14 protein-coding genes are annotated in these 12,501 nt (G+C 42.6%); 13 read left to right on the top strand and 1 reads right to left on the bottom strand.

The window, feature by feature from the left end; all coding sequences use genetic code 11:
- Positions 1–71: 71 nt before the first annotated feature.
- From holB to rsmI, 6 genes are all read left to right on the top strand, one after another.
- Positions 72–1,064 (top strand): DNA polymerase III subunit delta', encoded by a 993-nt coding sequence (gene holB, locus QWY16_RS00175; protein WP_300990881.1) that lies wholly within the window; start codon positions 72–74, stop codon positions 1,062–1,064.
- Between the two features lie 4 nt (positions 1,065–1,068).
- The gene (locus QWY16_RS00180; protein ID WP_300990882.1) at positions 1,069–1,881 is read left to right on the top strand and encodes a PSP1 domain-containing protein; all 813 of its coding nucleotides are present in this window, start codon (positions 1,069–1,071) and stop codon (positions 1,879–1,881) included.
- A 12-nt stretch (positions 1,882–1,893) separates the two neighbouring features.
- Positions 1,894–2,253, top strand: a complete 360-nt coding sequence (yabA, locus tag QWY16_RS00185) for a DNA replication initiation control protein YabA (RefSeq protein ID WP_300990883.1) — start codon at positions 1,894–1,896, stop codon at positions 2,251–2,253.
- Between the two features lie 185 nt (positions 2,254–2,438).
- Positions 2,439–3,176, top strand: coding sequence for a tRNA1(Val) (adenine(37)-N6)-methyltransferase (locus QWY16_RS00190; RefSeq protein ID WP_300990884.1), 738 nt, complete (start codon positions 2,439–2,441; stop codon positions 3,174–3,176).
- Positions 3,163–3,432 (top strand): GIY-YIG nuclease family protein, encoded by a 270-nt coding sequence (locus QWY16_RS00195; protein ID WP_300990885.1) that lies wholly within the window; start codon positions 3,163–3,165, stop codon positions 3,430–3,432. Before QWY16_RS00190 ends, QWY16_RS00195 begins: the two co-directional genes overlap by 14 nt.
- A complete protein-coding gene (rsmI, locus tag QWY16_RS00200; protein ID WP_300990886.1) occupies positions 3,429–4,298 on the top strand; it encodes a 16S rRNA (cytidine(1402)-2'-O)-methyltransferase in 870 nt (289 codons plus the stop codon). Before QWY16_RS00195 ends, rsmI begins: the two co-directional genes overlap by 4 nt.
- Before the next feature lie 44 nt (positions 4,299–4,342).
- Here the strand turns inward: rsmI and abrB are convergent, their stop codons facing one another.
- On the bottom strand, positions 4,343–4,621 hold the full coding sequence (gene abrB, locus QWY16_RS00205; protein WP_036802110.1) for a transition state genes transcriptional regulator AbrB: 279 nt from the start codon (positions 4,619–4,621) through the stop codon (positions 4,343–4,345).
- A 336-nt stretch (positions 4,622–4,957) separates the two neighbouring features.
- On the opposite strand from abrB, the gene metG reads away from it, so the two are divergent.
- From metG to ispE, 7 genes are all read left to right on the top strand, one after another.
- Entirely contained in the window at positions 4,958–6,928 is a 1,971-nt protein-coding gene (gene metG, locus QWY16_RS00210) for a methionine--tRNA ligase (RefSeq protein ID WP_300990887.1), read from the top strand.
- A 240-nt stretch (positions 6,929–7,168) separates the two neighbouring features.
- Positions 7,169–7,951 (top strand): TatD family hydrolase, encoded by a 783-nt coding sequence (locus QWY16_RS00215; RefSeq protein ID WP_300990888.1) that lies wholly within the window; start codon positions 7,169–7,171, stop codon positions 7,949–7,951.
- 73 nt (positions 7,952–8,024) lie between these two features.
- On the top strand, positions 8,025–9,374 hold the full coding sequence (locus QWY16_RS00220) for a G5 and 3D domain-containing protein (RefSeq protein WP_300990889.1): 1,350 nt from the start codon (positions 8,025–8,027) through the stop codon (positions 9,372–9,374).
- 205 nt (positions 9,375–9,579) lie between these two features.
- Positions 9,580–10,140 carry a ribonuclease M5 gene (gene rnmV, locus QWY16_RS00225; protein ID WP_300990890.1) on the top strand — a complete coding sequence of 187 codons (561 nt, stop codon included), beginning with the start codon at positions 9,580–9,582 and terminating at the stop codon, positions 10,138–10,140.
- A complete protein-coding gene (rsmA, locus tag QWY16_RS00230; RefSeq protein WP_300990891.1) occupies positions 10,137–11,015 on the top strand; it encodes a 16S rRNA (adenine(1518)-N(6)/adenine(1519)-N(6))-dimethyltransferase RsmA in 879 nt (292 codons plus the stop codon). The genes rnmV and rsmA overlap by 4 nt, the downstream gene beginning before the upstream one ends.
- Positions 11,016–11,177: 162 nt before the next feature.
- Positions 11,178–11,441 carry a biofilm formation stimulator Veg gene (gene veg, locus QWY16_RS00235; RefSeq protein WP_300990892.1) on the top strand — a complete coding sequence of 88 codons (264 nt, stop codon included), beginning with the start codon at positions 11,178–11,180 and terminating at the stop codon, positions 11,439–11,441.
- 145 nt (positions 11,442–11,586) lie between these two features.
- Entirely contained in the window at positions 11,587–12,450 is an 864-nt protein-coding gene (ispE, locus tag QWY16_RS00240) for a 4-(cytidine 5'-diphospho)-2-C-methyl-D-erythritol kinase (protein WP_300990893.1), read from the top strand.
- Positions 12,451–12,501: the final 51 nt, after the last annotated feature.

The following is a 12,501-nucleotide window of genomic DNA, read 5'->3' on the forward strand; positions in this document are numbered from 1 at the left end:
ATGTTAGATGAGATACCCGTGCTCCCACTGGAACACGGGGTTTTTTACAAAGGCTGAATGAAGGTGAAAATATGCAAAAGACAATCGAAGAGTTTCAGGAAATGCAGCCGGTTGTGATGAAAAGACTGCAAGGTGCCTATGCAAAAGATCGGTTGGCGCATGCTTATTTATTTGAAGGGCCAGCCGGTTCCGGATTAACAGAAGTGACTCATTTTTTTGTAAAGCTTCTGCTTTGCGAAGCTCCTATAAAAAATGTTCCATGTGAAACATGCCATAGTTGCCATCTCTATAATACAGGCAACCACCCAAGCATCGTCTTTATTGAGCCGGATGGACAAAATATCAAAATCGATCAGATCCGTGAATTGATTTTTAATATGAATAAAACGGGCTTTAGTACCGGCCGTAAAATATATGTAATTCAAGATGCAGACCGAATGAATAATGCCTCAGCTAATGCGTTATTGAAATTTTTAGAGGAACCCGAAATGAACGTTACCGCCATTTTGTTGACGGAACGACTCAATGCCATCATGACGACAATCCGGTCGCGTTGCCAGATTGTATCGTTTCAGCCGCTGTCGCGGCCGAAAATGATGGAGCAGTTGCTTATCGGTGGCATGACTGCTTCAATGGCTTCGACTGTTAGCATGGTGACACAAAATACCGAAGAGGCGGTGCGCTTAAGTTCGGATGAAGCTTTTATCCAACAGCGCAAAATTGTGTTAAAATTAATGGAAGCCATTAACAGCAATGTCCACGAGGCTCTTTTATTGCTGCAATCTGAATGGCTTCCAGTATTTAAAGAAAAAGAGGATACCGAAAGAGGGCTCGACATGTTATTATTTGCATATCGGGACATCGCTTCGGTAAAAGCGGGTCTTGAAACTGCGCGAACATATCCAGATATGGAAGAAACATGGAAGCAGTTGGCGCTTCAGCGTTCGTTTCCAGTATTATCTAAGCAATTGCAGGCGATTTTACAAGCCAAACAGCAATTGCCGCGCAATATGAATCGAACGCTGCTCATGGAGCAGTTAATGCTGAACCTGCGGGAGGGATAAGCAATTGTATAATGTCATTGGTGTCCGCTTTAAAAAGGCGGGTAAAATATATTATTTTGACCCAGGAGAATTTGCGATTGAAAAAGACGATTATGTCATCGTAGAAACTGCAAGGGGTATAGAATACGGAAAAGTTGTTGTGCCGGTAAAAACGGTTGAGGAAAATGATGTTGTGCTGCCATTGAAACAAGTGGTACGCGTAGCGACTGACCGGGACCGCCAGCAAGTAGAAGAAAATCGCTTGGAAGCAGGACGTGCTTTCGAAATGGGCACGCAAAAAATCGAAGAGCATCGCTTGGAGATGAAATTAGTAGATGTGGAATATACATTTGACCGCAATAAAGTCATCTTTTATTTCACAGCAGAAGGACGCGTCGATTTCCGCAATTTGGTTAAGGATTTAGCTTCCATTTTCCGGACTCGCATTGAACTTCGGCAAATTGGGGTAAGAGATGAAGCGAAAATGCTGGGCGGTATTGGCCCTTGCGGCCGGATGCTTTGTTGCTCAACATTCCTGGGCGACTTTGAGCCGGTATCGATTAAAATGGCAAAAGATCAAAATCTGTCTCTGAATCCATCGAAAATTTCCGGGTTATGCGGACGTTTGATGTGCTGCCTGAAATACGAGAACGACGAATATGAAACTGCTAAAAAAGAAATGCCGGATGTTGGTGCCCGTGTCACAACTCCAGACGGGGAAGGCCGCGTTGTTGGCATGAATATTTTAGAGCGTGTGTTAAAAATTCGCTTAGCTGAGCAAGAACAGACATTAGAATACTCATTAAGTGAGATAATGGGCCAAGGAACGAGAGCGTGAGGTGGTTTTTAAGTGAAAGAGAAGAACTTTTTAGACACGGTCATGGATTTTGAACAGCAATTAGAATCGATGCAAGAGCAGTTTCGTGAATTGAAAGCGGTAGTGGCCCATACGATGGAAGAACATCATGCCCTGCAGCTTGAAAATCATCATTTGCGGGCACGTTTGGATGAACTTCATAAAGCGGTTCCGGAAACAGCAGTTGTGGATCCGGTAAAACTGAAAAAAGCAGCTATGGATATCGGAGAAGGCTACGATAACTTGGCACGTTTATACCATGAAGGTTACCATGTATGCCATGTGCATTTTGGCAGTTCACGAAAAGGCGATGATTGCCTGTTTTGCCTGTCGTTTTTAAACAAGCAAAACTGAAAGAAAGCGGAAGCGCCTGTTCAGCTCTGATAAGTATAAGACAGACCAGTGAAGCGGCGTTCTTTGCTGCATAACTGGGCTGCTTATGACCCGAGAGACTGGCTCTTGCAGCTGGACAACAATAAAAAAAGGCTCCGACACTTTTTGTGGCGGCAGCCTTTTATTATGTATAAGGAGGTGGAAAGATGTTATTGGATGACGAAAGACTGGATTATTTATTGGCGGAAGATTTGCGGATCATCCAAAGTCCATCCGTGTTCTCATTCTCGCTGGATGCGGTACTTCTTGCTCGGTTTGCCTATGTGCCGCTAAAACGCGGAAAAATCGTGGACTTATGTACGGGCAATGGAGCCATTCCGTTGTTCTTAAGCGCTAGAACGGAATCTTCCATCATTGGGGTGGAACTTCAGGAACGGCTTGCCTACATGGCACGCAGAAGCGTGGAATATAACGGTTTGCACCAGCAAATCAGCATTATTGAAGGCGATGTAAAGGAAATCCCGGCTCAGCTTGGAATTGAGAAATTCGATGTAGTAACCTGTAATCCTCCTTATTTTCCTGCGCATGAAATGAGTGATAAAAACCTCAGTGAACATATGGCAATTGCCCGCCACGAACTCTATTTAACCCTGGATGAATCTGTCGAGGCCGCCAGCAAGCTTCTGAAACAAGGCGGGAAAGCAGCGTTTGTGCACCGCTCTGGACGCCTCATTGATATCATCACAGCCATGCGTGCGAATCGGCTGGAGCCGAAAAGGGTTCGTTTGGTTTACCCAAAAGCCGGGAAAGAAGCGAATACACTGTTAATTGAAGGCATAAAAGACGGCAAGCCGGATTTGAAAATCCTGCCGCCGCTGATTGTTTATGGAGAGAACGGGGAATATACAGAAGAAGTGAGAGAATTGCTTTATGGAAGCGAATAAGCATTATTTTTATGTGCTTGAATGTGCCGACGGTTCTTACTATGCCGGTTATACCAATGACCTGCAGAAACGGCTGGAAGCTCATAACAGTGGAAAGGGCGCGAAATATACACGAGCCAAAGGTCCGGTCAAAATGATTCACCATGAAAGTTTTGATGCAAAGCCCGCAGCGATGAAAGCGGAATATGCCTTCAAGCAATTATCGAAACCGAAAAAAATCCGCTATATTGCTGAAGGAAAGGAAGATGGCAAATGAAGTCCCAGAAAAGTTTTGTGGAAAACAAAGCGACACTGTATTTAGTAGCAACGCCGATCGGCAATTTGGAAGACATGACCGTAAGAGCCATCCGCATTTTAAAAGAAGTGGACATCATTGCAGCGGAAGACACCCGCAACACGAAAAATTTATGCAATTACTTTGATATTCAAACCAAGCTCGTCAGCTATCATGAGCATAATCAAGACAGCGGCGGCTATAAAATTCTTTCTTATTTGCATGAAGGAAAGTCGGTGGCATTGGTTAGTGATGCCGGTATGCCATGCATTTCAGATCCAGGAGAAGATATCGTGCAGCGTGTGGTAGAAGAAGACTTTCCGGTAGTGCCAGTTCCTGGTGCCAATGCCGCGCTTAGTGCATTGATTGCCTCTGGCATCAGCCCGCAGCCTTTCCTTTTTTATGGATTTTTATCACGCCATAAAAAAGAGCGCCATGCTGAACTGGAAACACTGAGCCAAAAAGAAGAAACCTTGATTTTTTACGAAGCGCCTCATAGATTAAAAGACAGTTTAAAAAGCGTGCAAAAAACTTTCGGCAATGAACGTAAAATTACCTTAGCCCGTGAAATCACAAAGAAGTTTGAAGAGTTTTTACGCGGCACCATTGAAGAGGCTGTAGAGTGGGCAGAAGAGAATACTATTCGAGGAGAATTTTGCATTATTATAGAAGGAAACGATTCTCCCGATATCGTTGAACAAGAGAAATGGTGGGAGCATTTATCGATTGCCGCTCATGTAGATGAACTGATGGAGAAGAAACAATTGACTTCTAAAGAAGCAATTAAAGAAGTGTCGCAGGAACGCAATCTAGCAAAACGGGATGTTTATCAGGCATATCATATATAAAAAACCGGAGCGCTGGAAGCGTTCCGGTTTTTTACCGTCTTGACTTATTTTTTCAAGTTGTTTTGAATCTCTTTTACTAGCATTTCTGCGCCTTCTGGGCTTAGAATCAGCTTACCGCCAACCAACTGCATGTTGTCATCGGATACTTCTCCTGTCACAGCACAAGTCATATTAGGTAAATATTTTTTTAGAATAATTTTATCGTCGTCAACGTAAATTTCCAAAGCATCTTTTTCTGCGATTCCTAAAGTGCGGCGCAATTCAATTGGAATTACCACTCGGCCTAGTTCATCAACTTTACGTACAATACCTGTCGATTTCATAATAATAATCTCCCTTCAAATTTGTCGGATGTTTTTCGTCAAAATTCGACATTTACCACTTCCTGTCATAAATCATACCAAGTACTGGCAATTTGGTCAATATAAAACTATCGAAATTATAATAAATTTTTACATTATATGACGCAAAATTGATGTTTAAAGTTATTTTTATTGTTAATCTGCCAGACTAAGGAGATATGAAAAAAACCGGGTCTTTTTTTAAATATTTACGCTACTTCGTCAATGTCGAAAAAAGGGTCTTGGAATTGAAAGATTGTACAATATTGGCGACTTCGTTAAAATAAGAACTATACAAAGAAACTGGAGGAATTTTTCGTGACTGCTAACAACAATACTTTTTACCTGACAACACCGATTTATTATCCGAGCGGAAAATTCCATATTGGAACTGCTTATACTACAGTGGCTTCGGATGCTATGGTCCGTTACAAACGTTTGCGCGGCTTTGACGTTCGGTTCTTGACTGGCATGGATGAACATGGCCAGAAAATCGAAGAAAAAGCTCAAGAAGCTGGAAAAGCCCCTCAGCAATATGTGGATGAAATGGCTGACGCTGCTAAAAAGGTATGGTCCACTATGGACATTACTTATGATGATTTTATCCGAACTACTGAAGATCGCCATAAAAAAGGCGTCGAGAAGATTTTTAAAACGTTTTTAGACAATGGCGATATTTACAAAGGACAATATGAAGGCTGGTATTGTACACCGTGCGAGTCTTTCTATACTGAAGGACAGTTAGTGGATGGCAATTGCCCAGATTGCGGCCGGCCAGTCCACAAAGTTAAAGAAGAGTCCTACTTCTTTAATATGAAGAAATATGCGGATCGCCTTCTTGATTATTATGAGAACCATGTCGAATTTATTGAACCTGAATCCCGCAAAAATGAAATGATCAATAACTTTATCAAACCGGGTCTTGAAGATTTATCCGTTTCAAGAACGTCATTTGACTGGGGAATTCCGGTTCCTGGAGATCCCAAACATGTAATCTATGTTTGGGTGGATGCTTTATCGAATTATATTACTTCGCTTGGCTACGGTTCAGATGACGAGTCAGCATTTAATAAATATTGGCCAGCCGATGTCCACGTAGTCGGCAAAGACATTGTCCGCTTCCATACCATTTATTGGCCGATTTTCTTGATGGCTTTGGAGTTGCCATTGCCGAAGAAAGTTTTCGCCCACGGCTTTATCATGATGAAAGACGGCAAAATGTCGAAATCAAAAGGCAATGTGGTTTATCCGGAAATGCTGGTAGAGCGCTACGGACTCGATGCGACCCGTTATTTCTTGCTGCGTGAGCTGCCATTTGGTTCAGATGGCGTCTTCTCGCCTGAATCGTTTGTGGAACGCACAAATTTTGATTTGGCCAACGACTTAGGCAACTTGTTGAACCGTACGATATCGATGATCAATAAATACTTTGACGGACAAGTTCCGCAAGTGAAAGGGCAAGAAACGGAGTTTGATGCGACACTCCAGCAAGTAGCTAAACATACAGTGGAAGTTTATGAGCAGCATATGGAAAAAATGCAATTCAGCATTGTGCTAAGTGAAGTATGGGCATTGATTTCACGCACCAATAAATACATCGATGAAACACAGCCATGGGTATTGGCAAAAGATGAAGACGCTGTTGGCAAACTGGCTTCGGTTATGGCTCATTTAGCTGAAAGCCTGCGGATGACCGCCGTCATGCTTCAGCCATTCTTGCCGAATGCACCAAAGCAGATTATTGAACAACTGGGCTTGTCTGAAGAATTTTTAGCATGGGACACATTGCAGGAATTCGGTAAGATCCCAGAAGGCATTAAAGTGGTATCAAAAGGTACACCGATTTTCCCGCGTCTTGAAGTAGAACCAGAAGTTGCCTATATCCGCGAGCAAATGCGGGGAACTGATGCCCCAGCAGAAACAGAAGAACTGGTGGAAGAGATTATTGAAGAAGTACCCGATGTCCCAGAGATCACAATTGATGAATTTATGAAAGTGGATCTGCGGGTAGCGACGGTAACTGCCAGCGAAGCAGTTCCAAAAACTTCGAAATTGCTGAAACTGCAACTGGATTTAGGTTATGAGCAGCGCCAAGTGGTTTCTGGAATTGCAGAGCATTATAAACCAGAAGATTTAGTCGGCAAAAAAGTAGTGGTCGTGGCCAATTTGAAACCGGTTAAGCTGCGCGGCGAGCTTTCTCAAGGGATGATTTTGGCTGGGGAGAAAAACGGATATTTGACTTTAGCGGCAGTGGACGAGAAATTGCCAAATGGCGCTCAAATTAAATAAAGAGAAATAATTATCCATAATAGTTCATTCCATAGAGTGAAAAAAGGATGTTTTGATTTTAAAAGGACCTGTAAGAAATTACAGGCCCTTTTTTATTTTGTATTTTATTGGCTCAATATGCCAATAAATGGATTGAATTGTTATACAAATAACATGTTTTGTTATACAACTGTAATATTGGTGTGAAGAAAGAAACGAAGGAAACGATTAGAATAAGGTGTAATGTGAGGAGAATGCCTGATGTTCATAGATACCCACGTGCATTTAAATACAGACCAGTATGATGAAGATTTAAATGAAGTAATCGACAGAGCTTTAGAAAACAATGTTACAAAAATGGTTGTCATTGGGTTCGATCGAAAAACGATCGAACGTGCTATCGAGCTTGCCGAGAAACATGATTTTATATATGCCGTAGTTGGATGGCATCCAGTAGATGCCATTGATTGCACAGAAGAAGACTTAAAGTGGATTGAAGAGTTGGCGGCTCATGAAAAAGTGGTGGGAATTGGAGAAACCGGCTTGGACTATTACTGGGACAAATCTCCAAAAGAAGTGCAGCAAGAAGTATTCCGCAAACAAATTCGACTGGCCAAAAAAGTCAAATTGCCGATCATTATCCATAATCGGGATGCGACATCGGATGTGCTGCGCATACTAAAAGAAGAAGAAGCACATGAAGTCGGTGGCGTGATGCATTGCTTCGGCGGCAGTGTAGAAACAGCACGTGAAAGCATTGCCATGAACTTCATGATTTCCCTTGGCGGACCAGTCACTTTTAAAAATGCCAAAAAGCCGAAAGAAGTCGCAGCAGAAATTCCCCTCGATCATTTAATGATTGAAACGGATGCACCGTACCTGGCTCCGCATCCTTATCGCGGAAAACGGAATGAACCAGCCTATGTCCCTCTTGTCGCAGCTGAGATTGCCCGCTTGAAAGGCATCTCCATAGAAGAAGTTGCCCGAATTACGACACGGAACGCAGAACAGTTTTTCAAACTAACAGAGCAAGAGTCAAAATAAGAAAAGCCTATTTAAGTTGACACAAGGAAATCGAGTCTATATAATCACTCAAGTGAATGAGGAGGAGTTATTTTTGACAGAACAAGAAAAAAATAGCAAGCCAGTTAATATATATAAAGGAAAATCTTTGCTTGTTGCAATTGCTACTGTATTGATGTTTGCTGCTGTTTTGACGTTCGCTATTTACGAAGGAACGAAAAATACGGTGAAGATGACGGCAAACGGTGAAACAACAGAAGTTAAGACGCACGCTAATACAGTAGGAGCGTTTTTAGAAGAACAACAAATACAAGTGGCTAAAGATGATTATTTAAGCCAATCTGCAGATAGCGCTATTAAAGAAGACACTGCACTTGAATGGGATCAGGCAGAGCAATATAAAGTATCGGTTGATGGCAAAGAGACAGCTGCCTGGACTACAGCCAATACAGTAAAAGATATTTTAGCGAAAGCGAATGTTGAAGTTACAGAACATGATAAAGTTACACCCGCATTGAATGAAGAAGTAGATGAGGATACAGCGATTTCTGTTGAAAAAGCATATGAGGTAACTCTGCTAGATGGCTTGGAAGAGAAAAAAGTATGGTCCACTTCGACTACGGTCGCTGACTTTTTAAAACAGAACAAAATTAAGCTAGGCGAACTTGACCGGGTTGAAAACGGAATGGATGAAAAAGTTGTTCCGAATTCCAAAGTCCAAGTGGTTCGTGTAGAAAAGGTCACCGATGTAGTGGAGGATTCTGTGAAATTCGCAGCAGAAACGAAAAAAGATTCTAAGCTTTTAAAAGGGCAGGAAAAACTTGTCCAAAAAGGCCAGAATGGTGTCGTTTCTAAAACTTATGAAGTTGTGAAAGAAAACGGCAAAGAAGTAAAACGCGATCTTAAGAGTAAAAAAACGGTTAAAGAACCGACGAAACAAGTTACAGCAGTTGGAACAAAAGTAGTTGTTGCCAGCGTTTCACGCGGTGCCACTGCTAAAGCTCCCGAGAAAAAAGCTGCGACAGCACCGGTTCAACAAGCTTCAGCTGCGCCAGTTCAAAAAGCGGCCGCACCTAAAGCAGCACCGGCTAAAAAAGCTGAACCTTCAAGAAAAGCAGCGGCTGCTTCAACTAAAGCGGCTGCGCCAACTAGCGGCAAAGAGTTCTATGTATCCGCTACAGCGTATACAGCAAGCTGTGCAGGCTGTTCAGGCATTACCGCTACTGGCATTAACTTAATGGCGAATCCAGGTCTTAAAGTCATCGCGGTAGACCCGAATGTCATTCCGCTTGGCTCTAAAGTTTACGTAGAAGGATATGGTTATGCGGTTGCTGGAGATACAGGCGGAGCGATCAAAGGAAACAAGATTGATTTGTTTATGGCCAATCATTCAGATGCTGTCGCATTTGGACGCCAGCAGCTAAAAGTTACAGTCCTTAACTAATGAAGATAGCGGTACCAGCAAAGGCTTTCTTGGGAGTTCCCGGGAAAGCCTTTTACTTATGTGCCCGGCTGCGTGTAGAATAAAGAGATACTTTACTCAGGGAAGCTTTTTATGTGTTGTGAGTAGTAGCTTGGCTAAACGGAACTTTAAAGCCACATCCGTTAAAGTGGGAGAAAACAAGAAGTGCTGGAAATGAGGAACAAAAGTGAAAATCAAAGAAATAATCATAGTTGAAGGAAAAGACGATACAGTAGCAGTCAAACGTGCTATAAATGCAGATACGCTAGAGACAAACGGTTCTGCAATTTCTAAAGAAACGCTGGTGCGCATTGCCCATGCCCAGCAAAAACGGGGAGTCATCGTTTTTACAGACCCTGATTATCCTGGACAGCGAATCCGTGCTATTATTGAAGAACATGTGCCGGGTGTAAAACATGCCTTTTTAGCAAAAGAAAAGACCATTGCGAAAAACGGCAAAGGGCTTGGGATAGAACATGCCAAAGACGAAGATATCCGAGAAGCATTATCCGCTGTGTATACGCCACGTCAAACAGAAGATGCGGTTGAAATTACCATGGAGGATTTGATGGACGCAGCATTAGTTGCGCACCCTCAAGCTAAAATGCGCCGAATCCGCCTAGGAGCTCTGCTCCAAATAGGCTATACCAATGGAAAACAGCTTCAAAAAAGGCTTCATATGTTTGGAATCTCCAAAACTCAATTTATCGAAGCTGTACAAGCGTTAAACCAGGAGGAACTTTCATGACTAAAGATATTGCCACACCTATACGCACTCAGGAAATCATGGTAAAACATGGCCTGACTGTAAAGAAAAGCCTCGGCCAAAATTTCCTGATTGATCCAAATATTCTCCGGAAAATTGTCGGCAAGGCAAAGCTAACAAAAGAGTCAGCCGTTATTGAAATCGGACCTGGAATCGGAGCTTTGACAGAACATTTGGCTCGTGAAGCAGGCAAAGTGCTGGCGTTTGAAATTGATCAGCGCCTTTTGCCGGTGTTGAAAGACACTTTATCTCCATACGACAATATCTCCATTATTCATTCAGATATCTTAAAAGCTGATGTTCAGACAGCCATTGAGGAAGAACTTGCAGGATATGAAGACATCATGGTGGTAGCAAATTTGCCTTATTATGTCACAACACCGATTATTATGAAGCTGCTTCTTGAAAAACTGCCAATTCGAGGTTTAGTGGTTATGCTCCAAAAAGAAGTAGCGGAGCGCATCACAGCAAAGCCTGGCACAAAAGCCTATGGATCGTTGTCGATTGCTATCCAGTATTACACCGAAGCAGAAATGGCTCTGACTGTACCGAAGACCGTCTTTATGCCACAACCAAATGTTGATTCCGCTGTTATTCGGATGATTAAACGCCCGGAACCGCAAGTAAAGGTGATTGATGAAGATTTCTTTTTCACGGTAACTAGAGGGTCGTTTGTTCAGCGCCGGAAAACCATTTTGAACAATTTACAGTCGGCGATGCCTCTTGGCAAAGAAAAAAAAGAGCTGATTTTAAAAGCGTTGGAAGAAGCAGAAATTGAACCATCACGCCGAGGAGAAACTCTTTCTATAAAAGAATTCGGTTTGCTTGCCGATAAACTGCATGCTTATTTCGGGTAATATTTAACATTATGTTACAATTTTAAGCTGTTTTTTGAGCAATCCTGATATTTCGAATAAAAAAATATTGACAGTTGCTATATAACGCTGATAAAATTAGGAATTTACTTGACCGTAGGGTCAAATTCTGGTAGACTTTGTCTATAGTGAGGTGTAGACAAGATGCCCAAAACTTTGGCGGATATTAAAAAGTCGTTGGACCTGCATTTGGGAAAGCGATTGATTTTAAAGGCAAATGGAGGACGTAAGAAAACGGTCGAACGCGCCGGAATCTTACGAGAAACGTATCACTCGGTGTTCGTAATTGAACTTGATCAAGATGAGCATTCATTTGAACGCGTGTCTTACAGCTACGCAGACATTCTAACAGAAGCAGTAGAAATTATTGTGCATGAAGGAACAGAAGAAGCACTTTTTGTTAAATAATGAACGGCATTTATATGATTTTTGGAACTCACAGCCCGTTGGCTTAACGGACTGTGAGTTTTTTTGTTTATTTTCGCCATTTTTCCCGTAGCGCCCTGTGTGTGTTAAAATAGTCTTCATCAGAATATAAAAAGGAGGCAGTGGGATGCTCTACGTGAAGGCGCCTGCCAAAATCAATTTAACGTTAGATGTTTTACATAAGCGCCCCGATAACTATCATGAGATTGAAATGATCATGACGACAGTCGACTTGGCTGATCGGATCGGGTTGAAAGCAACGGAAAGCGGAATCTATATTGAATCCGCTGATCGCTTTGTTCCGAATGATTCCCGCAACTTAGCTTACCAGGCAGCTCAGTTGATAAAAGAAACATACGGCATTAAATCGGGAGTCATTATTTCCTTGGACAAACAAATTCCGGTTGCGGCTGGACTGGCAGGAGGGAGCAGCGATGCGGCTGCCACTTTAAAAGGATTAAACCAATTATGGCAATTGAATTTGTCGCTCGATGAACTGGCTGAACTGGGTGCGAAAATCGGTTCGGATGTATCTTTTTGTGTCTATGGCGGTACAGCACTTGCAAAAGGACGCGGGGAAATTATCCAGGAGCTGCCCGTTCCGCCTAATTGCTGGGTGATTCTGGCCAAACCGACGATCGGTGTTTCCACAGCGGAAGTTTACGGTGCCTTTGATGTGGAAAACGCCCAGCATCCTAATACAGAAGAAATGATTGAAGCGCTCGCTAAAGGCGATTACAATGCCATGTGTGCTAATTTAGGCAATGCTTTGGAAAGTGTGACGTTGAATCTGTATCCGGAAGTAGCCCAGATCAAAGACCAGATGAAGAAATTTGGAGCAGATGCGGTGTTGATGAGCGGAAGCGGTCCAACAGTTTTTGGGCTAGTCCAGCAAGAAGCCCGGATCCCCCGTATTTACAATGGATTAAGAGGATTCTGTACAGAAGTTTATGCGGTGCGTTTGATTGGAGAACGAGAGTCACTTGCTTAAATACGTACATTTATGGTAAATTTTCTATAAATCATTCGTGTTTAGGAGAGG

The sequence above is a fragment of the Planococcus shenhongbingii genome (assembly GCF_030413635.1).
GTDB classification, from domain to species: Bacteria; Bacillota; Bacilli; order Bacillales_A; family Planococcaceae; genus Planococcus; species Planococcus shenhongbingii.

What these genes read in the sequence shown, in the direction of transcription:
- holB (WP_300990881.1), top strand. Translation starts at nt 72, where the DNA reads ATGCAAAAGACAATCGAAGAGTTTCAGGAAATGCAGCCGGTTGTGATG.
- QWY16_RS00190 (WP_300990884.1), top strand. Translation starts at nt 2,439, where the DNA reads ATGTTATTGGATGACGAAAGACTGGATTATTTATTGGCGGAAGATTTG.
- QWY16_RS00195 (WP_300990885.1), top strand. Translation starts at nt 3,163, where the DNA reads ATGGAAGCGAATAAGCATTATTTTTATGTGCTTGAATGTGCCGACGGT.
- rsmI (WP_300990886.1), top strand. Translation starts at nt 3,429, where the DNA reads ATGAAGTCCCAGAAAAGTTTTGTGGAAAACAAAGCGACACTGTATTTA.
- abrB (WP_036802110.1), bottom strand. Translation starts at nt 4,621, where the DNA reads ATGAAATCGACAGGTATTGTACGTAAAGTTGATGAACTAGGCCGAGTG.
- QWY16_RS00215 (WP_300990888.1), top strand. Translation starts at nt 7,169, where the DNA reads ATGTTCATAGATACCCACGTGCATTTAAATACAGACCAGTATGATGAA.
- rsmA (WP_300990891.1), top strand. Translation starts at nt 10,137, where the DNA reads ATGACTAAAGATATTGCCACACCTATACGCACTCAGGAAATCATGGTA.
- veg (WP_300990892.1), top strand. Translation starts at nt 11,178, where the DNA reads ATGCCCAAAACTTTGGCGGATATTAAAAAGTCGTTGGACCTGCATTTG.
- ispE (WP_300990893.1), top strand. Translation starts at nt 11,587, where the DNA reads ATGCTCTACGTGAAGGCGCCTGCCAAAATCAATTTAACGTTAGATGTT.